This is a genomic window from Mesorhizobium salmacidum (SeqCode) (genome assembly GCF_037179605.1).
Classification (GTDB): Bacteria; Pseudomonadota; Alphaproteobacteria; order Rhizobiales; family Rhizobiaceae; genus Mesorhizobium; species Mesorhizobium salmacidum.
This window is the reverse complement of record NZ_JAPYKS010000003.1, coordinates 14,954-35,679: the sequence shown is the minus strand read 5'-3', so window position 1 is coordinate 35,679 and position 20,726 is coordinate 14,954. Positions and strand designations below refer to the sequence as shown.

The following is a 20,726-nucleotide window of genomic DNA, read 5'->3' as shown; positions in this document are numbered from 1 at the left end:
CGTCAACCGTGCACCGCCAGCGCCATGGTCAGCAGCAGCGTCGCGGCAAAAGCCAGATTGATGATCCGCGAGGCGACAGGCCGGCGCAGGAAGCGCGAGAACGCCGCACCGGCAAGAAGCCACACGACGTGGATGACAACGATCATCACCGCGAGAACGGTCAGTTTCGTCCACAGCCGGAGCTCGGCATCGCCCGCGCTCGACGAAGCACCCGCGAACACGGCGGCGATCGCCACATACGCTTTCGGGTTGGCCACCGCGAGGAGAAAACCGGCCAGCCATGTCGGGCGCGACGCGTCGGCGGCGCGTACGGCCAATGGCGGGGCGGTGGCGATCTTGAAGGCGAGATAGAAGATGTAGGCCGCGGACGCGCCAACCAGCAACGGCGCCAGCTTCGGCATCGACCCAAGCACCGCCGCGACACCGGTCGCCACGACCAGCAGCACGGCGATCGTGCCCAGGACGATGCCGCCGGTGTAGTGCAGCGAATCGCGCAGGCCGAAGGCGGCGCCAACGGCGGTGACGCTTATCGTCGCCGGCCCCGGGCTACCCATGACCACGGTGGCGGCCAGCAACAGCGCAAGCAATTGGCGCCAAAGCTCCGGCTGCGAAACAAGCGATCCGGCCATCTGATCCTCCGCCCTGCACCCCGCGCGAAGGACGGTATGGCAAGGCATGAGGATCGTCTTGGACGTTCGTGCGCCCCGCGCTGCCGGCCGCCTCAGACGCTGGCTTTGTCGAGTTCGGCCATGTCGTCCGCGCTCAACTTCAACGACACCGCCTTGATCAGGCTGTCCATCTGGCTCGGCCTGGTGGCGCTGGCGATCGGCGCGGTGACGCCTGGCCGTGCGATAACCCAGGCAAGCGCCACTTCCGCCTGCTTGGCCGAATGCCTGGCGGATACGGCGTCGAGCGCCGCCAGAATGCGCATGCCGCGTGGATTGAGATAGCTGCCGACATCCTCCCCGCGCTCGCTCTGGCCGAGATCGGCTTCCGTGCGGTACTTGCCGCTGAGAAAACCCTTGGCCAGACTGAAATAGGTGATGACGCCGATATCCTCGGCCACGCAGAGGTCGCGTAGCGGGCCATCGAAGGAGGAACGGTCGTAGAGATTGTACTCCGGCTGCAGCACCTCATAGCGTGGCAAGCCGCGCAGGCTTGCCACGTCAAGTGCCGCGCGCAACTGGCCGGCATCGAGGTTAGAACAGCCGGCATAGCGGATCTTGCCCTTGGCGAGCAGTTTCTCATAGGCGCCGAGGGTTTCCTCATAGGGCGTGGTCGGATCCGGCCAGTGCGATAGATAAAGGTCGATGAATTCTGTCCGCAGCCGCTTCAGCGATGCATCGACGGCCTTTTCGATATAGGCGGCCGACAGGTCCTTGTGGCCCTGCCCCATGTCCGAGCCGACCTTGGTGACCACCACGACCTTGTCGCGGTTGCCACGATCCTTCATCCATTTGCCGATGATGGTTTCCGATTCGCCGCCCTTGTTGCCGGGAACCCAACGCGAATACGCGTCGGCCGTATCGATGGCATTGAGGCCCGCGCCGACGAAGCGGTCGAGCAGGTCGAAGGAGGTTTTCTCGTCAGCGGTCCAGCCGAAGACATTGCCGCCCAGAACCAGCGGCGCGATGGAAAGGTCGGTGCGACCGAGACGGCGTTTCTGCAAGACGGATCTCCGTGATGATTGGGACCGGGCGATGCCGCCCGCTGGCTGGGTTCGGAGCTTAACCTAGGTCCTGCCGCATCGAGATCAAAGGCCTGGCCGCCTTTTCCGCAGAGCCAACGCTTCACGAAGTCGCTATCCGGCGCGCCACATCCTCCAGCCAGTGGTCGCGGATATCGAGCGCTTCCAGATGCTTGAGCGTGCTCAGCACATAATCCTCATTGTTGCCGGATCGGCCGACCGCGCCGCGCACCAGGGCCGCCGCATCCGCCGCATCCAGCGCCCCGGCATATTGCTCATGCCTGCGGTCGACGATGTAGGCCACGGCTTCAACCGCGCCGCCGCCGTCGAGGCGCACCTTGAGCGTGCGTTCGAGATAGACGCTGGTGACGAGCTCGCGTTCGCGTAGATACGCAATGACCTCGTCGCGCAATTCGCCAGGCACGCGGAATGCAAGGCCGACGCAGGAGCCGCCATGGTCGAGGCCAAGCACCAGTCCAGGCCGCTGACGCGTGCCGCGGTGCACGAAAGAATAGACGCAGAGCGAGCGGCGATAGCCATGCAGGTGGGCGCGTCGTGTCTCGACATGCGCGAAACCCGGCCGCCAGATTAGCGAACCGTAGCCGAACACCCAAAAATCGCCCATATCAACGCGCCTGATTGCAAAAAGAATGGCAACACCGCACCGGAAACCGGTGTTTTTTCCGCCCGTGTCCGTCTACCTATTCGTCTCTGTCCCCTGGTGTTGTCGGAATCGAGAATCCGTCCACACCATCCATGCGTTAACGAGAGCCAAAGCATGACGTCAAGTGACGAACGCCAACCGGGTAGCCGTCGCCGCCTGTGGTGGCTTGCCGCGTTCATCCTGGTGCTGTTCGCCGTTTACAGCGCCGGCTGGTTCTATATGGCCGACAGGGTGAGGTCCGAGGCCGACAAGGCGGTTGCCACGCTCAACAAAAGCGGCATCGAGGCCGGCTGCGCCAATCTCCAGGTCGGTGGCTATCCCCTGAGCTTTGCCGTCTCTTGCGACAACCTCGCTTACGAGGACGATGCCAAGAACATCGCCGCCTCGGCCGGTAGTTTCAATGCCACCGCCCAGGTCGTCCAACCCTTGTCGCCGGTTGCCAGTCTGCGCGGTCCGCTCCGGACCTCCGTCCCGGGCATGATGCCGCTCTGGATCGACTGGGACAATCTGCAGGCCAACGTCAAACTGTGGTACCCGCTGCCGCGGCGCATATCGCTGCAGGCCGAGGGCCTGTCGGGCCAAACCGACCCGGCCGACGACACCGATCCGGTCGAACTGTTCAGTGCCGGCAAAGCATCAGGCCAGTTGCAGCCGAATGGCGGGGATCTCGACTATGTCGGCAGCTTTGGCGATCTCGAGATCGATCCCGATGCGATCGGCGGGCGCGTGCTGCCGGCGCTCGATGCCAGCGGCGACGTGACACTGAAGAACGGCGTCGCGGTGATCGGCACGCAGGTGAAAAGCCTGCGCGGCCAGAGGATCGAAATCCGCACCCTCGATCTGTCGTCGGGAACGGCGCGTGTCACCGTTTCCGGGCCGCTTTCGGTCGATGCCGAGGGCCTGGTCGACGCCGATCTGATGATCAGGATCAAGGATCCCAAGGCCGTGGCATCCATTCTTGCCGGCGCCATACCCGAGCAGAAGAATGTGATCGAGCAGGGTTTTGGCGCCCTGGCGCTGCTTGGCAGCGAACCGTCGATGCCGCTGAAAGTGGTCAAGGGCAAGGCCTCGCTCGGCTTCATCCCGCTGGGCAAGATCAAGCCGGTGCAATAGTCCCGCCATGGCAAGACCCGTGAAGCTCCTGAGTGTCGGGGCGCTGACGCTGGATACGATCCTGCGTGTCGATACATTGCCCCATCATCAGGGAAAGTTCATCGCCTCCGACGGCATCCAGATCGCCTCGGGCATGGCCACGAGCGCGGCCTGCGCCGCGCATCGTCTCGGCGCCGAGGTATCGCTATGGGCGAGCGCCGGCGACGATCCGGTCGGCGATCAGCTGATTGCGGGAATAGAGGCCGAGGGCGTCGATTGCAGCCATGTGCGCCGCGTCAGCGGTGCGCGCTCGGCACTGGCCTCCATCCTGGTCGATGCGCATGGCGAGCGGATCATCGTGCCTTTCTACGACACACGCGCTCAGGCCGATCCCGAGGCCTTGCCGTTCACCGACTTCACGACATTCGATGCCGTGCTGACCGACGTGCGCTGGCCGGGTGCCGCTGCCCTGGCCCTGAAGGCGGCGCGCGCCGCTGGCCGACCGGCTATCCTCGATGCCGATACCGCGCCGCTTGCGGTGCTGGAGCAGTTGTTGCCGCTGGCCTCGCACATCGTCGCCTCCGAACCGGCAGTCCGCATCATATGTGGCCACGCGCTGGATCTGGAGACCGCCTGCACCGACCTTGCCTCCCGCACCGATGCCTTCGTCGCGGTCACCGGCGGTGCGGCGGGAACCTGGTGGCTCGATCGAAGCGCTGGATCAGCCCGCCATGTCGAGGCACCGAGGATCAAGGCGGTCGACACGCTGGCCGCCGGCGATGTCTTTCATGGCGCCTTTGCCGTCGGGCTGGCGGAAGCCATGCCGGTCGAACAGGCCTTGCGTTTCGCAAGTGCGGCCGCCGCGCTCAAATGCCTGCGCTTTGGCGGCAGGCTGGGCGCGCCGGATCGGGCGGAGACGCTCGCCATGATGGCAGCGACCTGGCCTGAAACAGCTTAGCTCTTTGCCGGGTGCTCGACCGCCTGGCGGCCGAAATCGGGCGCGTCGATATCCTGGCCGGCTTCGATGATCGAGCGGCGCACGGCGCGGGTGCGGGTGAACAGGTCGAACAGCTTGTCGCCGTCCCCCCAGCGGATCGCACGCTGCAGGAAGGCCAAGTCTTCCGAGAACCGCGCCAGCATTTCCAGGATGGCATCCTTGTTGTGCAGGCACACGTCCCGCCACATGGTCGGATCGGAGGCGGCCAGACGCGTGAAATCGCGAAAACCGGAGGCGGAATATTTGATCACTTCCGTCTTGGTCACCGATTCCAGATCGTCGGCGGTGCCGACGATGTTGTAGGCGATGATGTGCGGCAGATGCGAGACGATGGCGAGCGTCATGTCGTGATGCTGCGGGTCCATCGTGTCGATGTTGGCGCCGCAGCGGCGCCAGAATTCCGACAGCCGTTCCAGCGCGTCCGGATCGGTGCCCGGTACCGGCGTGAAGATGCACCAGCGATTGTCGAACAGGTCGGCGAACCCGGCATCCGGGCCGGATTTTTCGGTGCCCGCCAGCGGGTGGCCGGGAATGAAATGGACGCCATCAGGCACATGCGGTTGCATCTGTGCAATGACCGACGCCTTGGTCGAGCCGACATCGGTGAGGATCGCCCCCTTTTTCAGCGCCGGCGCGATTTCCTGCGCCACCGCGCCGGACGAACCGACTGGCACCGAGACGATGATCAGGTCGGCGTCGTGGACCGCTTCCCTGGCAGCCGTGGTGTAGGAATCGCCGAGGCCCAGTTCTTCGGCCCGCGTGAGCGTTGCCGCGCTGCGGGTCGAGATGGCGACATGACGAGCCAGATCCTCACGGCGAATGACGCGGGCGAGCGACGAGCCGATCAGGCCAATGCCGACCAGCGCGATTTTTTCAAACATCGGAGATGCCATGGTTTCTAGCTTTTCAGGAATGTCGTGAGCGCGGCGACAACGCCGCGATTGGCCTCTTCAGTGCCGACGGTCATGCGCAGCGCGTTGGGAAAGCCGTAGCCTGAAACGCGCCGCAATATATAGCCGCGCGCGCTCAGATACTCATCAGCAGCCGCCGCCGAATGCTTCTGGTCGTCGGGAAAATGAATGAGCAGGAAATTGCCGACGCTCGGCGTCACCCGCAGTCCGAGCCCGGTCATCTCTTCGCTCAGCCAGGTGAGCCAGGTCTCGTTATGCGCCACGCTGCGCTCGACATGGGCGCGGTCGCGGATCGCGGCGATGCCGGCTTCGATCGCCGTCGCATTGACGTTGAAGGGGCCGCGCACGCGGTTGATGGCATCGACGATGTGCATTGGACCGTACATCCAGCCGATCCGTGCGCCGCCGAGGCCGATCTTGGAGAAGGTGCGGGTCATCACCACGTTCTCGGCGCTGCCGACCAACTCGATGCCGGCTTCATAGTCGTTGCGGCGGACATATTCGGCATAGGCCGCGTCGAGCACCAGAAGCACGTTTTTCGGCAGTCCGGCATGCAGCCGGCGCACCTCCTGGAACGGCACATAGGTGCCGGTCGGGTTGTTGGGATTGGCCAGGAACACGATTTTCGTGCGCGGTGTGACAGCCGCCAGCATCCCATCGATGTCGGCGCGCTCGTCGGTCTCCTTGACCACCACCGGGGTGGCGCCCGCCGACTGGATATAGATCTTGTAGACCATGAAGGCGTGTTCGGTGAACATGGCCTCGTCGCCGGGCGCGAGATAGGTCTGCGCCAGCAGGCCGAGGATCTCGTCGGAACCGTTCGAGCAGATGATGTTCTGCGCGTTGAGGCCATGCACCTCGGCGATCGCCTCGCGCAACCGCCTGGCGGTGCCGTCGGGATAGACGTCGAGTTTGCCGGCGACCTCACGCGCGGCCTCGATCGCCTTCGGCGAGGGCCCAAGCGGATTCTCGTTCGACGACAGCTTGTAGACCTTGGCGACACCGGCCGGCGCCGTGCTCTTGCCGGGCACGTAGGCGTCTATGTCCATGATGCCCGCGCGCGGGGTCGGGCGTGCCTGATCAGGTGTCTGGTTCATTTTTGCAAAATCCGTCGAGAATGCCTCCATCCGGAAGCCGCTGCGGAAATACAAGCCATGGCAGGCAATGTCGAGGGGCGGCAGTGGTGCCGGCCGCCGGCATTGACGGCGAGGCGGGCGAGTTCTAGAAGGGCAGGGACAGTTCCGTGGTGATTTGGCCGGTCGGCTTGCAGCCACGTTAAACAATTCGCTAAAGGGCCGTTTGCGTGACGTAACCGGCTTTGCGAAAGCAATGCCGGTTTTTTATTGTCCGCGACCGGCCGGACGAACGCATCGGCGGCGCGGAGATCGGCAGCGATTTCCGCAAAAGCATGGCGCAGCAAGAGAGACGTGATGGCTGTTCTGCGTGCAGGAAAGACCAACAACGAGGCCGACCAACCGTCGAGCCCGGTGTTGCGTTTCGGGCCCGACAAGCCGCTCAGGCTCGACGCCGGCACGCTGCTGTCGCCATTCCAGATCGCCTACCAGACCTATGGCACGCTGAACGACGCCCGTTCCAATGCCATCCTCGTCTGCCATGCGCTGACCGGCGACCAGCATGTCGCCAGCACCAATCCGGTGACCGGCAAGCCAGGCTGGTGGGAAGTGCTGATAGGCCCCGGCAAGATCATCGACACCAGCCGCTTCTTCGTCATCTGCTCCAACGTCATCGGCGGCTGTCTTGGTTCCACCGGGCCGGCCTCGACCAACCCCGTCACGGGAAAGCCCTATGGACTCGACCTTCCGGTCATCACCATCCGTGACATGGTGCGTGCGCAGCAGATGCTGGTCGACCATTTCGGCATCGAGAAGCTGTTCTGCGTGCTGGGCGGTTCGATGGGGGGCATGCAGGTGCTGCAATGGGCGTCGAGCTATCCCGAACGGGTTTTTTCGGCACTGCCGATCGCCACCGGCGCGCGCCATTCGTCACAGAACATCGCTTTCCACGAGGTCGGGCGGCAGGCCGTGATGGCCGATCCGGACTGGCATGGCGGCAAATATTTCGAGCACGGCAAGCGCCCGGAAAAGGGGCTGGCGGTGGCGCGCATGGCCGCCCACATAACCTATCTGTCGGAAGCCGCCCTGCACCGCAAATTCGGCCGTAACCTGCAGGACCGCGAAGCGCTGACCTTCGGCTTCGATGCCGATTTCCAGATCGAGAGCTATCTGCGCCACCAGGGCATGACCTTCGTCGACCGTTTCGACGCCAACTCCTACCTCTACATGACACGGTCGATGGATTATTTCGACCTCGCCGCCGACCATGGCGGCCGGCTGGCGGACGCCTTTGCCGGCACCAAAACCCGCTTCTGCCTGGTGTCCTTCACGTCGGATTGGCTGTTTCCGACCGAAGAGAGCCGCTCCATCGTCCATGCGCTCAACGCCGCCGGCGCCTCGGTATCCTTCGTCGAGATCGAGACCGATCGCGGCCACGACGCCTTCCTGCTCGACGAACCGGAACTGTTTGCCGCCATCAGCGGCTTCATCGGCTCGGCCGCGCGCGCCAGGGGGCTGGGCGTATGACCCCGAAAAGTTGCAGACTTTTCGGACCAAGGTCATGCGCCAAACAGAAAGGCGAAGCCATGACCCCGAAGAGTTGCGGACTTTCCGGACCATGGTGCGCCGCTCAGGAGGCGAAACCATGAGCGTCAACGGCAGCCAGCGTGTCGACCTCGAGGTCGTCGCCAACCTCATCCCGCCGCAATCGCGCGTGCTCGACGTCGGCTCCGGCGACGGCTCGCTGCTCGAATTGCTGCAGGAAAGCAAGCAGGTCGACGGCCGCGGGCTCGAGTTGTCGCAGCGCGGCGTCAACGAATGCGTGGCGCGCGGCCTCTCGGTCATCCAGGGCGATGCTGACAAGGATCTCGAATTCTATCCCGACAAGGGTTTTGACTTCGTCGTCCTGTCGCAGACCCTGCAGGCCACCCGCAATCCAAAACTGGTGCTCGACGAACTGCTCAGGATCGGCAATCGGGCGATCGTCTCCTTCCCCAATTTCGGCCATTGGCGGGTGCGCCTGTCGCTGTTCGTCAAGGGCCGAATGCCGGTGACCAAGGATCTGCCCTATTCCTGGTACGACACGCCCAACATCCACTTCTGCACCATCCGCGACTTCGTCAATCTGTGCGAAGAGCTTGGCGCGACGGTGGAAAAGGCGACCGCGCTCGACGCCAACGGCCAGAAGATCGGCCTGTCGATGCCATGGTGGTTCTGGAATTTCTTTGGCCAACAGGCTGTGTTCCTGCTGAAGCGGTAGTGGTTGCCATGCATCTCTTTCGCAGACGGCCTCTTCCGGTTGAAATACCACCTGACATCCTGTCTGGCATAAAAGCTGGAATTCTGGTCTGCACGTCACCGCGCAGCGGCAGCAATCATCTCGCTGGATTGATGGCAGCCGCCGGGCTTGGCAACCCGTTGGAGTGGTTCGGCGGCCGCCGTCTTCTTGAATTGCCGAACTATCCTCGCGATCCCCGCGCTCAAGTCTTGCGGGCATTGAGGGATGGGCGATCCCCTTCCGGAATTTACGCAGTCAAACTGTTTGCCAGCCAATTTTCACAAGTGGCTAGAACCATCGACCTACCAGCCACCCTCCCAGAATTGCGCTATGTCCGTTTGACGCGCCGCGATCTCCTTGGCCAGGCAATCTCCTGGGCGCGCGCCCGTCAGACCGGCCGATTCCGTTCTACTGAGACCGCCAACAACGCGCCACGTTACGACGGCGCGGCGATCGCACAGTCGCTTGATAAACTTGTGCTGGAAAATCTGGTTTGGGACCTCTGGTTTACAAAAAACGGTGTGCCTTTCCTGTCGTTGACATATGAGGATCTTTTGCAAGACCCACAGACCAGTCTCAAGAAAATCGCTGGTCTCGTTGACGCCAAGCTTTCCCCTGACGTCGGATTTGGCTTTGCGTCCGGCCTCGCAATTCAACGAGACACCGTCAATGTAGAATGGCGGCAGCGTTTCTTGGCGCAATATTCAGACACTTCAAGATTCCCTGTTGACCGCACTCGCGGTTCCCTTTGGTCCCGATTTGGTGGCGGTGGCTGATCGTCAGTATTGTTGGGAAACATCCCCGCGTGATCTTGAAAGGGTTGCCTTTAGGCCGACTTGCAGGGACTATCGCCAGTGCGATGCAGCGATATGGTCCATGCGGAAATGGTTGAACCACACACAACATATTCCCTCGTGGTGGAGATGGAGAACGCCAAGTCCATCGATTGGGACGAAGTCGGCGTTGGCCTGAAGGCCTTGGCACGTGAAATCACCACGGTTTCTTCAGCCGGCTTGCACAGACCCAAGGTTGTTATCTCTCACGGCGGCACGGACGCCGACGCTGGATCGCTTCGTATCGACGTCAGGGCGGTAGCGCCACAGCTGGAACAAGTTGCCGATCTGATCTTTACCGCTTTTCCCGGGGGCCGATACTACGATCTAAAAAACAACGGCATGTTGGCAACGGAGGGGGATATCGTCATTTTCACCGATTCCGATGTAGTGGCCGAACCAGGCTGGCTATCAGGTTTGCTTGAGCCCTTTAGCGATCCCGAAGTTATGTGCGTGAATGGATATACTTATCTTTCATACGATGATTTCTTTTCGAGGACGTTTGCACTGATCTGGTTTTTCCCAATGGCTCACGGGGACAAGCGGTTTGCCTCGAAACGAGCGATGAACGCCAACAATGTAGGGTTTCGGCGCGACTGGATCGTCGATCATCCTTTTCCAAGACACAATGGCTTCAAGGTCTCGTGCACATTGCTGATGCGCGAACTGCAACGCGAAGGCCGCACAATTCGTAATGTCAACGCCCGCGTCTACCATTACTCACCGCGGGGCTGGCGATTTTTTTTCTGGCGCGCCCTGGTCACGGGCAGAGACGCCGACCGAAAGTTCGTGGAGCTCAAATCGCCTGGCCGCACGCAACGGATCGTCAAGTCCTTCAGCCGTTGGTTCACCATGTTATGGCGCACCACAAGACGGATTATCGGCCATGCAGGGGGCACCGGGATGCCGCTTTGGCAGATTCCGTTTTCCCTTCTTGTCGGCCTTGCATTCTACAGTTTGGCGTTTTGGGGCCAGTTCAGTCTCGCTACAGGCCTGGTCAGCGACGACATCGAGATCGTGCCCGGCTATGTCGGGCACAGCTAGCTGATTTTAGCGGTGGATTCGATCGCCCTTGCGAAAATTGATCGTCAACGCCACTGCGCAAGCATGGACAGCGATGGTGTTGCAGTTAAGGCTCCAGGAGCCGGAATTCATCACGCCTTGTCGGTCGAACGACAGCAGAATAGGATGACCTACAGGTTGTTCTTTGTAGCGTCGTGCCGAATCCGATGAGGGCCATCCAGGGGGAAGTCCGATCCGTTCAACCATCCTGAAGATCAAAGGACCTGGCGCGAAGTGTGTTTTTGCGCTGAAGACGGCTGACGCGATATGACCGGTAAGACGGAGCAGGCGCCCCTCATCACGGTCATCACACCGACCCACAACCGGCGCGAAACGGTGCTCCGCGCCGTCGAAAGCGTGCTTTCCCAGAGCATGCCGCGGTTCGAGCATATCGTCGTCGACGATGGCTCGACCGACGGAACCGAGGCGGCGCTCGCCCGCGTCAGCGATCCGCGGCTGATCTATGTCGGCGCGAAATGGCGCGGCGCCAACGCCGCCAGGAACGCCGGCATCGAACGTGCGCGGACCCCCGTGGTGACATTTCTCGATTCCGACGACGTCTACCTGCCGCACCGGCTTGAGCGCACGCTGGCCCGGTTCGATGACGATCCGTCGCTCGAAGTATTGCTGAGCTCATACGTCTCGCTGAAGAGCGGCCGCGCCACCAACTGCATCAATCCCGAGGCATTCGTGAGTTCCATGGTACTGGAGCGCACGCTTGTGGCGCAGACGATCTTCATCGCCGGCTCGGCGATATCGGCCCGCCGCGAGGCCCTGCTGGCGGTTGGCGGCTATGACAGCGACATCACCCGGATGCAGGACCGGGAGTTGCTGCTGCGCCTCGCGCAGCGGTTCGGCGCGCAATTGTCGGGAGATATCGACTGGACGAAATACAATTCGGAGAATTCGATTTCGGGCCGCAGGACAGGCTATGTCGAAGCCTATGCCAATCTGATGGGCAAGCACCCGCATATCGCCCGCTCCTACCCGCACATTCCGCCCTACATGATCTCACGGCAGATCATCGCCGATATTCTCAGGGGCCGGATACCGGAGGCGTTCGAGGGCTATATGGCCAATCGGTCGTCGAAGGCGCTCGGCTACTCCTTGCCGGAACTGGTCAACGGTTATGTCCAGGGCCGGCGCTGGCGCCGCGATCTCTTCAACACGTTCCGCAACGAGTTTGGCGCCCGGCCTGCCTGACCCACGGCCAGGCCTATCGGTCCAGTTCCGGGAAATAGGGATCCGACAGGAACCGCCTGTCCCGTTCCCCCAGAAGGCAGTCGATCGGGGCGTCCATCTCGACAGGCGTGATTTTGGGCTTGTCCTGAATGCCGCTGACTTCCAGAATCAGCTTGCGCCGGATCGCCGTCGAGAATTCGGCGGCCGCATGGATCGGCAGCACGAAGGAACCAGGTCCGCCGGTCACGCACTGCGCATAATACTGATCGAGATGGCTGAAGGTCGGCGATGGCTTGATCAGGATCGGCAGGCCGTTGACGACTATGCCCTTGGCAATGGCCGCATCACGCGTCACGGTGACCGGCGGCCCGATATTGTTGGGGCCGTCGCCAGATATGTCGATGACGCTGCGTTCGCCCGCGAAATTGGTGCCGTCGAAAAGCTCGGTGCCGAAAGCAAGCGCGTTTGAAATCGAGGTGCCGCGGAAACTCCGGAAGGGGCGGGCCGCAAGCTTGTCGGCAAAGCTGTTGGCGCTCTCGGCGCCGTCGATGATTTGCCAGCCGATGACCGCGTCGTCGCGCACCGTGCCGGCCCACTCGAAATAGGCGAGCGCAATGCGGCCCGTATGGCCGGAACGGACCGCCTCGATGAAATCGGCATGCCGCAGCGCCTCGACGTAGCCGGCGCGTTGAAGGGCGAACTCGGTCTCGTCCATCGACAGGGAGATATCGACCGCCAGCACCAGTTCGACGTCGACGGTCAGCGTATCCGGCGCCGAAGGAACCGGAGCGGCCTCGGCGCAAGCCAGGCAGGCAAGCAGGCTCATCGTATCAAGCATGGCCAGCACAGCGATGTTTCGATCGCAACATCGCTCGCGATCACGGCGAAATAAAGCTTGTGGCAGGCGCGCGCCCGGCCGGTCCGAATGCCGGCTGTTCTATGCCTTGCGCCGTACGGCGACTGGCGGCGGTTCGATCGCACCTGCCCGGACGGGGGCGGGTTTCAGGGCGGGCGCGCCGGTATCCTTCACGATCGTCAGGGACCGCGGGAAGAACTGATTGTTGTGCAGGCCGCGCCCGATATTGATGATCGCGGCGTCCTTCAGATGCTTATCCAGCAGCGACAGCACGCGCCTTAGCGACGGGCCGTCGAATGCATCCATCGCTTCATCGATAACCACCCATTTCGGCTTGCGCAAGGCGAGCCTGGCGAAGGCGAGCGATCGCTGTTCGTCATCGCCCAACTCCCGCTCCCAGCGGGCCGACCGGTCGAGCGAGGATGACAGCCGCCCGAGGCCGACTTCGCCAAGCACCGCCGAGATCTCGGCATCGCTTGCCGGAGCAACACCATAGGGATGGTCAAGAACCTCGCGCAGCGTGCCAGCCGGGAAATACGGGACACGAGGCACGAAGATGGGGGCTTCTCCCGCCGGCATGCCGATCTTTCCGCTCCCCCACGGCCACAGGCCGGCAATGGCGCGGAAGAACAGCGTCTTGCCGGCGCCGGGCTCGCCGGTGATCATCACGCGCTCGCCGGCATGGATTTCGACATGCTGGTCGGAGAGCGTCGTACAGCCCTCCGGCGAGGCCACCTGGAGTTTCTCCAACGTCAGGCTGCCATTGGCGTTCTGATCGAAGGAGATACGCTTCTCCTTGTCGTGCAGCACATCGGTTTCATCGAGCGCGATGCGGAAGTCGGCGACACGCATCAGCGTGGCACGCCAGTCGGCGATGCTGCCGATGTTGTTGATGAACCAGCGCAACGACGAATGCACCTGGTTGAAGGCGCCGACCGCCATCATCAGGCCGCCAAAGCTGATATCGCCCGAGAAATAGACCGGCGAGGCGACCAGGATCGGCGCCACGACGGTGATCCAGCCATAGGTGTCGGTTACCCAAGACAGGTTGATCTGGGCGGTGTAGATGCGGCGCATGGCACCCAGCACCGTGCCGAGGTCGAGTTCGAGCCGTCTCTTGGCATCATTCTCGCCACGGTACAGCGCGATGGCATCGACATTCTCGTTGACGCGCACCATCGAGGAGCGCAGCTCCGCTTCGCGCGTGTAGCGGTCGCTGTTGAGGCGGATGAGCGGCCGCCCGACCAGCCAGCTCAGCCAGGAGGCGGTGCCGGCATAGAGGAACGCCGCCCAGACCATGTAGCCCGGTATCGCCAGCGAGGTTCCTCCAAAATGGAAAACGAAGCCGGAGGACAGTTCCCACAGCACGCCGACGAAGGAGACGAGCAGGATGAAGGACTGCAGCAGGCCGACACCAAGATCGGTCGACAGGTCCGACAGATGCGCGGCATCCTGCTGCATGCGCTGATCGGGATTGACGCCGATGGCGCCGGCATTGGCCAGCCGGAAAGCACGCGCCGGCCGCATCCACTGGTCGATCAAGTCCAGCGTCAGCGCCTCGCGCAACTTCAGCCGGATCATCTGGTTGAGCCAGGTCTGGCCGATGTTGAGCACCAGCAGCCCACTGGCGATCATGGCAAAGACGAGAAGCTGATGCAGGAAGGCGGCCATGTCGCGGCGCGCGAGCGCGTCGTAAAAGGGTTGGTTCCAGCGATTGAGCAGAACCTGGCCAATCGACGTCGCGACGATGACGGCCATGATGCCGGCCGACGTCCACAGCAACCATTTGCGAACCGGCGATTCTATCAGCGCCCGCTTGATCGCCGCCACCTGATCGCGCAGGCTGCTGACCACGGCGACCGGCTGAACGGTGGCCTGATTGTCCAGTTGATCAGCCATAGCCGAGGTCCTTGCGTTAAGTAGCGAAGCTGAAACCGGATGAGATTAAGAGAGCCGACGGCGGCAGTCCCTCAACCACTTTGCGAGCCCAGCACGACAGATAGGTCGGAAAGATGCCGCGCGATGCAAGTTTCCATCGCGATCACGACGGTGTCACTTGCCGAGCCGACGATGCCGCACCGCTTCCCTCGGCCCGCCGGCCGAGCCGTGTCGCGCCATGTGGCGACAGCACCGGCACGAAGACGCGGCGAGACGCACGCTGGGCCACCGGCACGCCTTGATAAAGTCGCTTCTGCGCTTCCACGACAATGACGCCGGAGAAGATCGGCCACAGCCGCCGGCCGGCGCGCTCCAGCACATTGTGGAAGCGCATCATGAAGCGCCGTCGCGATGGCGGGAAAAACAAGGCATCGGACCACGCGGCGGGCGTGAAATTCGCCTCGCGCAGCAGTTCGGTGAGCTGCCCGCGTGAGAAAGGCCGCCCGTTGCCGAACGGCGTATGTTCGAAGCGTGCCCAGACGCCGCGCCGGTTGGGCACGACGATGACGACGCGCCCCGCCGGCGACAGCACCCGCCAGATCTCGTTCAGCGTCTCGCGCGGGTTCTCGACATGTTCGAGCGAATGGACGAGCAGCATGCGGTCGATGCAGGAATCGACCAGCGGCAGCTCCTCGTCGAAGACCAGTGCCGTTGCCGTCGGCCCCGTCGCCGGCCAAACCACGGCGCCCTGGGTCGCCGGCATGAAGGCGAAGACCCGCTCGGCGTCGGAGCCGAAGCGCTCCAGCCAGGGCAAGGTATAGCCGAGACCGACCAGCCGCTCATTGGGCACCGCGGCCCATATCGACGATAGCGCCATGGTGATCGAACGCTCGGCGAACCGGCCGAGCGTTGTCGAATAGAAGGAGCGAAGGTCGACGATGTCGGAATGCATGTCAGGGATGTAGCCGTGATGTCGGGCGGATTCAACAAAAGGTCCAAAGCGGCGGCACGGCGGATGTCAATTTGACATCCCAGGATGACATTCGGGATGTCATTCGCTTTGACATCCGGGATGACATTCACGCGGCGGCACCCTATGTCTGCAGCGGTAAATGGAGAGATGCGATGCCGGTCGAAATCGAACAGTTCATGTGCCGCACCGACAATTTCGGTGTGCTGGTGCATGATCCCGAAAGCGGCCAGACCGCAATCATCGACGCGCCCGAGGAGGCGCCGATCCTCGCCGCGATCAAGCGCACCTGCTGGACGCCGACGATGATCCTGACCACGCATCACCATGTCGACCATGTCGAGGCCAATCTGGCGCTCAAGGAGCGCTTCAAGCTGCGCATCGTCGGCCCGGAGGCGGAAAAGGCCAAGATTCCCGGCATCGACGAAACCGTCGAAGAAGGCTCTATCCTTCATCTCGGCGATGAGCGCATCGAGGTGGTCGCCACGCCCGGACATACCGCCGGCCATGTCTCCTACCATCTGCCGGCATCGAAAGTGGCGTTCACCGCGGATACGCTGTTCGCGCTGGGTTGCGGGCGGCTGTTCGAATGCAAGCCGCCGGTGATGTACGAATCGCTGAAGAAGCTCGCGGCCCTTCCCGCCGAGACGACAGTCTATTGCGGCCACGAATATACGCTCGCCAATGCCCGTTTCGCGCTGAGCGTCGACCCCACCAATTCGGCATTGAAGGAGCGTGCCGCGCGGATCGAGGCGCTGCGGGTCGACAACAAGCCGACGCTGCCGACGACGATCGGCGAGGAACTGTCGACCAATCCCTTCCTGCGCTGGCACGATCCGGCAATCCGCAAGCATCTGGGCATGGAGAAGGCTGGAGATGCCGAGGTCTTCGCCGAGATCCGCAAGCGCAAGGACAATTTCTGAGCGCCGTGTTGGCTTTCTGCCGATGACCAGTTCCGCGGAAATCATAGCAACGCTCGCACTGAAGCCGCATCCGGAAGGAGGCTGGTACGCGGAAACTTCTCGCGACGAAGCCGGCGGTGCGCGGGGCCATTCGACCGCCATCTATTTCCTGCTGGAACGGCATCAGCTTTCGGCCTGGCATCGGGTCAGGGACGCCGCCGAGGTCTGGCATTTTTATGCCGGTGCGCCGCTGGCGCTGTCGATGTGGGAAGAAGGCGGCGCCATTATCGAGCAGGTTCTCGGCATCGACCTCGCGGCGGGCGAACGGCCGCAAATCGTCGTGCCGGCAGGCTGGTGGCAATCTGCGCGCAGCCTGGGCGAGTGGACGCTGGTCGGCTGCACCGTCGCGCCAGGTTTCGATTTCGCCGCCTTCGAACTCGCCGAGCCGGGCTGACAGCCCTAACCCAGCAGGAAACCCAGGGTAATCGCGAGCTGGGCGGCGTAGTACAGTACCCAGACGGCGAGGCGCATCAAGGCGCGCTGCGGTGATATGGCGGCGACCAGGAATTTCTCCGTGGCGAGCAGCCCGTCCGATGCCATGAACAGCACCACGCCGCCGATCACCCAGCTACTGTTTGTCGTCAGCGCCGACATGCCCATGGCCAGAATCGCAAGGATATAGGCGGCGATCGGAATACGCAGGCCGGGACCGACACGGCGCCAGAGCGCCGCCAGCATGACAATCGCGAACACCGCCATGGCCAGTGCAATCGCGCCCAGCCAGGATTCGGCGGCAAGCAACTCCAATCCGCCACCGCTACGCAGGAACAGCGCGGCATAGATGATATGGGCGACTAGAAAGCTCGCCAGCCCGCCGAGAAATGCCTTTTCCCCGTCGCGCGACAGGAAGGCGTCACCAGCCGCGCTCAGCGCAAGGGCGGCGACCAGCAGCAGCGGGCCGCCCTGGATTGCGGCGAGTACGGCGAGCATGGCCACGGCGAGCGTCTTTGCCGCCGAGCGGGCCAGCGTCGGCCGCATGCCAAGCGTGAAGGCATAGATCACCGCCGCCACCAGCGAAAAGATCAGCGTTGCATTGGCATTGGCGTCGATGCCGCCGGCAAACGGCATCGTCATGCCCTGGCTCCGCCTTCGGATGCCCTGGCTCCGCCTTCGGGTGCCCCGGCTCCGCTTTCGGGTGCCCCGGCTCCGCTTTCGGATGCCTTGGCTCCGCTCCCGGTCGCCGCTGGCTTGCGCAAGAAGAGCGACTTTGCCGCCAGCGCCGCGCCGCCCGTGATGAGCACGCAGGCGGCCAGAATGCGCAACGAAGGCTCGGCCACACCGGCCGCGATCAGCACCAGCGTCGACAAAAGCGGTGCCGCGTAGCTTGCGGCACCCAGCACCTGGATGTTGCCGCGCTTGACGCCGATGTCCCAGGCATAGAAGGCGGCGCCCACCGGCATCAGGCCGAGCCCGAACACGGCCAACCACTGGCCGGCGCCGTCAGGCAGCACTGTTTCCTCGAGCGCCAGGTGGCAGGCGAGCGACAGCACGGCGGTTGCCGCGCAGAACCAGGTGACGATGCTGGTCGGCACCGACGGGAAACGTCGCGACAGCAGTGAATAGGACGACCATAGCAGGGCGCAGACGGCGGCCATGGCATAGCCGAAGGTGTAGCGCGCGTCGAAGGCCAGGCCGCCGCCCTTGGTGACGATCAGCACGGTGCCGGCAAGGCCGAGCAGCGCGCCGACGACATGATTCCAAGCCAGTTTTTCGCCCGGCATCAGCGCCGAGCCCAGCACGATCAGCAGTGGCCAGAGATAAGCAATCAGGCTCGCCTCCACCGCCGGCGCGTTGCGCAGCGCGGTGAAATAGAAGAAATGGTAGCCGAACAGGCCAGCAATACCGATCACCCAGACCTGGGGCGGGATTTTCTGGCTCCTGTCGCTGGCCGGCATGAACAGTCGCGCGACAAGCCCTACGCCCGTGCCGATCGAGAAAGTGATCGCCGACAACAGGAATGGCGGCACCTTGCCGGACGCATCCGTCAGCAACGCAAGCAACGCCCACATGGCGACCGCCGAAAAGCCGATCAGTGTTGCGCGCCCCATTTTGTCTCCAGTGGCGCGCCCCATCCTGTCCCCGGTGGCGTGCCTTATTGTACTGCTTCGAACCGCCTAGCGCTGATGGTCAAGGTACCGATCTGCGTTCCGACCGTGGCGTGGATCGGCGCATATACGCCGGTTTGGCCAAGCGGTGCAAACGTCACCATCATGCGGCTTTTATTCTTGAGGTAGTTGAGCGCCTTGCGGCCCTTGCGATAGCCCGCCACCGGCTCGAAACCCATCTGGCAGGTAACGGTGTCGCCCTTGTAGCCCGGCACCGAGATCGTTCCTTTCGAGGCGTAGGTCAGTGTCAGGTCCGCGCGCATCTCGCCATCATAGAACTTGACCTTGCGGCCGCAGACCTGGTCGAGGCTGTCGGCATGGATGACGGTGGCGGCCATCGGATCGAGCACCGATGCCAGGTCGCCGGCGCCGATCGGCACCCAGGCCTCGGGGTCGCGCTTGCCGGGGGCGGGGATGACCTGCGTCGAGGTCACGTTGCCGTTGGTAAAGCGAATGTCGATCGAGGATGCCTTCTTGCCGGAAGTGTAGTCGGCACGGAATGCCTCCGGCACCATCTTCTGCCCGGAGATCGTACCCTTGGACGAGATCGTGCCCCGCGTGTCGTCGAACAGCTTGGCGAGACCCGCCGCGGAGACACTGCCTTCGATCGTGTAGGCGCCATTCTCATAGTGGCTGGAGAAAGTCGACCTCGCGATCGAGAGACCCAGAAACGACACCGTGTACTCGCCCTTGAACGACTGCGGCGAGGCAGCGGACGCGGCGGACGGCAAGGCGACGGCAAGCGCGGCAACAAGCGCGTGAGACGAACGAGGCATGGCGGGATCGGATCCTTGATTTTCGGCCGGAGGCGGCGACTCCGGTCTGGCATGTCCCTGTGAGACCGCTTATAGGGTGAAATCCGGCCTTAATATGAAATGCCGGGCGCTTCCGTGGGGAAGCCGGAGCTTGACGCCCCGGTGAAATGCAACTAAGGAACGCCAACTTTTCCATAAGGCCGCCTGACCAGAACCGCGCGCCACCCGGCGTGGGCACAAAAGTTTGGCAGGCCACGAGAGAACTGAAGGTTAAAACCATGTCCCGCACCTGCGAACTCACTGCCAAGGCAGTCCAGACCGGCAACAATGTGAGCCACGCGAACAACAAGACCAAGCGTCGTTTCCTGCCGAACCTCGTCAATGTGACGCTGATTTCGGAAGCGCTGAACCAGAATGTGCGCCTGCGCATTTCTGCCAACGCGCTGCGTTCGGTCGAACATCGCGGCGGCCTCGATGCCTTCCTGGCCAAGGCCGACGTCAAGGAGCTGTCGCAGCGCGCGCGTCTCTTGAAGAAGCAGATCGCCAAGAAGAACGCCGAACAGGCTGCCGCTTAATTCGTCTCTCAGGCGGGGGACAACCGCCCTGGCCAACCTCTTGTTGGCCACTGAGCATCGGATAGATCCGCAAGGTTCGACAATCCGATGCTCGACTACGAAGCGAGCGTGATCCGGTTTTCGGCAAAACGCTCCGCTGGTTCCATTACCCAGGATAAAAAAATGTCTTCCTTTTCGCGATACCTGCCCTTTGTGGCCGCCATGGCGGTTGTCGTCGTGGCATCGAATGTCCTCGTGCAGTTCCCCATGCAGGGCCAGATCGGCGGCCTGTCGCTCGCCGACGTTTTGACCTGGGGCGCCTTCACCTATCCCTTTTCCTTCCTGGTCACCGATCTTGCCAACCGCCGCTACGGACCTGCCGTGGCGCGCCGGATCGTCTTTGTCGGCTTCATGACGGCGGTGGTGTGCTCGATCCTCGTCCCGCCCTTCCTGTTCCGTCATGGCCTGATCGAGTTCGAGACATCAGCCGACCGGCTGGTGCGCATCGCGGCCGCTTCGGGCGCTGCCTTCCTGACCGCGCAGTTGCTCGATGTCACCGTGTTCAACCGGCTGCGTCGGCAGAGCTGGTGGCGGGCACCGATCATCGGCACGCTGGTCGGATCGGTGTTCGACACCGTCGTGTTCTTCGGTGTGGCTTTTTCGGCCGCCTTTGCCTTTGTCGGTCCAAGCGATAGTTTCGCGCTCGAAAGCGCCCCCTTGATGGGCGTGTTTCATGTCGATGCCATGCGCTGGGTATCCTGGGCGCTCGGCGACCTCAGCGTGAAACTGATCATCGCTGTCGTGGCACTGATCCCCTACCGGCTGCTCGCCGCCCGCTGGAGCCAGCCGGCCTTTGCCGCAGCCTAA

At 63.0% G+C, this 20,726-nt stretch carries 22 protein-coding genes and 1 riboswitch; of the genes, 11 read left to right on the top strand and 11 right to left on the bottom strand.

Annotation, left to right across the window (positions count from 1 at the left end; all coding sequences use genetic code 11):
* Positions 1–2: 2 nt before the first annotated feature.
* The 3 genes from O7A60_RS04705 to O7A60_RS04695 all read right to left on the bottom strand — a co-directional run bounded on the left by O7A60_RS04705 (position 3) and on the right by O7A60_RS04695 (position 2,312).
* Positions 3–629, bottom strand: coding sequence for a LysE family translocator (locus O7A60_RS04705; protein WP_337105233.1), 627 nt, complete (start codon positions 627–629; stop codon positions 3–5).
* A 92-nt stretch (positions 630–721) separates the two neighbouring features.
* On the bottom strand, positions 722–1,669 hold the full coding sequence (locus O7A60_RS04700; RefSeq protein WP_337105232.1) for an aldo/keto reductase: 948 nt from the start codon (positions 1,667–1,669) through the stop codon (positions 722–724).
* 121 nt (positions 1,670–1,790) lie between these two features.
* Entirely contained in the window at positions 1,791–2,312 is a 522-nt protein-coding gene (locus O7A60_RS04695; RefSeq protein WP_027143497.1) for a gamma-glutamylcyclotransferase, read from the bottom strand.
* Positions 2,313–2,465: 153 nt separating this feature from the next.
* Between O7A60_RS04695 and O7A60_RS04690 the strand changes: the two genes are divergently transcribed.
* On the top strand, positions 2,466–3,464 hold the full coding sequence (locus O7A60_RS04690; RefSeq protein ID WP_337105231.1) for a DUF2125 domain-containing protein: 999 nt from the start codon (positions 2,466–2,468) through the stop codon (positions 3,462–3,464).
* Positions 3,465–3,471: 7 nt separating this feature from the next.
* Positions 3,472–4,401: a sugar kinase gene (locus O7A60_RS04685; protein ID WP_337105230.1), complete on the top strand. Its 930-nt coding sequence runs from the start codon at positions 3,472–3,474 to the stop codon at positions 4,399–4,401.
* On the opposite strand, the gene O7A60_RS04680 is transcribed toward O7A60_RS04685, so the two are convergent.
* Together O7A60_RS04680 and hisC are read right to left on the bottom strand one after the other, a co-directional pair.
* Positions 4,398–5,333 carry a prephenate/arogenate dehydrogenase family protein gene (locus O7A60_RS04680; protein WP_337105229.1) on the bottom strand — a complete coding sequence of 312 codons (936 nt, stop codon included), beginning with the start codon at positions 5,331–5,333 and terminating at the stop codon, positions 4,398–4,400. The genes O7A60_RS04685 and O7A60_RS04680 overlap by 4 nt on opposite strands.
* A 5-nt stretch (positions 5,334–5,338) precedes the next feature.
* Positions 5,339–6,448, bottom strand: a complete 1,110-nt coding sequence (gene hisC, locus O7A60_RS04675) for a histidinol-phosphate transaminase (protein WP_337105228.1) — start codon at positions 6,446–6,448, stop codon at positions 5,339–5,341.
* A 136-nt stretch (positions 6,449–6,584) separates the two neighbouring features.
* Positions 6,585–6,662: riboswitch (SAM riboswitch) on the top strand.
* A gap of 119 nt (positions 6,663–6,781) precedes the next feature.
* On the opposite strand from hisC, the gene metX reads away from it, so the two are divergent.
* From metX to O7A60_RS04650, 5 genes are all read left to right on the top strand, one after another.
* Positions 6,782–7,951, top strand: coding sequence for a homoserine O-acetyltransferase MetX (gene metX, locus O7A60_RS04670; RefSeq protein WP_337105227.1), 1,170 nt, complete (start codon positions 6,782–6,784; stop codon positions 7,949–7,951).
* A gap of 118 nt (positions 7,952–8,069) precedes the next feature.
* Entirely contained in the window at positions 8,070–8,684 is a 615-nt protein-coding gene (gene metW, locus O7A60_RS04665; protein WP_140503320.1) for a methionine biosynthesis protein MetW, read from the top strand.
* Positions 8,630–9,478 carry a Stf0 family sulfotransferase gene (locus tag O7A60_RS04660; protein ID WP_337105226.1) on the top strand — a complete coding sequence of 283 codons (849 nt, stop codon included), beginning with the start codon at positions 8,630–8,632 and terminating at the stop codon, positions 9,476–9,478. The genes metW and O7A60_RS04660 overlap by 55 nt, the downstream gene beginning before the upstream one ends.
* Positions 9,479–9,571: 93 nt before the next feature.
* A complete protein-coding gene (locus O7A60_RS04655) occupies positions 9,572–10,579 on the top strand; it encodes a glycosyltransferase family 2 protein (protein WP_337105225.1) in 1,008 nt (335 codons plus the stop codon).
* A gap of 285 nt (positions 10,580–10,864) precedes the next feature.
* The gene (locus tag O7A60_RS04650) at positions 10,865–11,800 is read left to right on the top strand and encodes a glycosyltransferase family 2 protein (RefSeq protein ID WP_140503323.1); all 936 of its coding nucleotides are present in this window, start codon (positions 10,865–10,867) and stop codon (positions 11,798–11,800) included.
* Between the two features lie 13 nt (positions 11,801–11,813).
* On the opposite strand, the gene O7A60_RS04645 is transcribed toward O7A60_RS04650, so the two are convergent.
* The 3 genes from O7A60_RS04645 to O7A60_RS04635 form a co-directional block, all read right to left on the bottom strand.
* Positions 11,814–12,617 carry a DUF1194 domain-containing protein gene (locus O7A60_RS04645; protein ID WP_337105551.1) on the bottom strand — a complete coding sequence of 268 codons (804 nt, stop codon included), beginning with the start codon at positions 12,615–12,617 and terminating at the stop codon, positions 11,814–11,816.
* 99 nt (positions 12,618–12,716) lie between these two features.
* Positions 12,717–14,534 carry an ABC transporter ATP-binding protein/permease gene (locus O7A60_RS04640; RefSeq protein WP_337105224.1) on the bottom strand — a complete coding sequence of 606 codons (1,818 nt, stop codon included), beginning with the start codon at positions 14,532–14,534 and terminating at the stop codon, positions 12,717–12,719.
* 142 nt (positions 14,535–14,676) lie between these two features.
* Positions 14,677–15,465 carry a class I SAM-dependent methyltransferase gene (locus O7A60_RS04635; RefSeq protein WP_337105223.1) on the bottom strand — a complete coding sequence of 263 codons (789 nt, stop codon included), beginning with the start codon at positions 15,463–15,465 and terminating at the stop codon, positions 14,677–14,679.
* Between the two features lie 173 nt (positions 15,466–15,638).
* Between O7A60_RS04635 and gloB the strand changes: the two genes are divergently transcribed.
* Positions 15,639–16,406: a hydroxyacylglutathione hydrolase gene (gene gloB / locus O7A60_RS04630; RefSeq protein ID WP_337105222.1), complete on the top strand. Its 768-nt coding sequence runs from the start codon at positions 15,639–15,641 to the stop codon at positions 16,404–16,406.
* 22 nt (positions 16,407–16,428) lie between these two features.
* Positions 16,429–16,839, top strand: a complete 411-nt coding sequence (locus O7A60_RS04625) for a cupin domain-containing protein (RefSeq protein ID WP_337105221.1) — start codon at positions 16,429–16,431, stop codon at positions 16,837–16,839.
* A 5-nt stretch (positions 16,840–16,844) separates the two neighbouring features.
* On the opposite strand, the gene O7A60_RS04620 is transcribed toward O7A60_RS04625, so the two are convergent.
* From O7A60_RS04620 to O7A60_RS04610, 3 genes are read right to left on the bottom strand one after another with little or no spacing between them, the layout of a single operon-like run.
* Positions 16,845–17,519, bottom strand: a complete 675-nt coding sequence (locus O7A60_RS04620; protein ID WP_337105220.1) for a lysoplasmalogenase family protein — start codon at positions 17,517–17,519, stop codon at positions 16,845–16,847.
* Positions 17,516–18,493 (bottom strand): aromatic amino acid exporter YddG, encoded by a 978-nt coding sequence (gene yddG / locus O7A60_RS04615; RefSeq protein ID WP_337105219.1) that lies wholly within the window; start codon positions 18,491–18,493, stop codon positions 17,516–17,518. The genes O7A60_RS04620 and yddG overlap by 4 nt, the downstream gene beginning before the upstream one ends.
* 44 nt (positions 18,494–18,537) lie before the next feature.
* Entirely contained in the window at positions 18,538–19,326 is a 789-nt protein-coding gene (locus O7A60_RS04610; protein WP_337105218.1) for a DUF3108 domain-containing protein, read from the bottom strand.
* A 257-nt stretch (positions 19,327–19,583) separates the two neighbouring features.
* Here O7A60_RS04610 and rpmB point away from each other — a divergent pair, with 257 nt between their 5' ends.
* Positions 19,584–19,880 (top strand): 50S ribosomal protein L28, encoded by a 297-nt coding sequence (gene rpmB, locus O7A60_RS04605; RefSeq protein WP_337105217.1) that lies wholly within the window; start codon positions 19,584–19,586, stop codon positions 19,878–19,880.
* A gap of 162 nt (positions 19,881–20,042) precedes the next feature.
* Positions 20,043–20,726: a queuosine precursor transporter gene (locus tag O7A60_RS04600; protein WP_337105216.1), complete on the top strand. Its 684-nt coding sequence runs from the start codon at positions 20,043–20,045 to the stop codon at positions 20,724–20,726.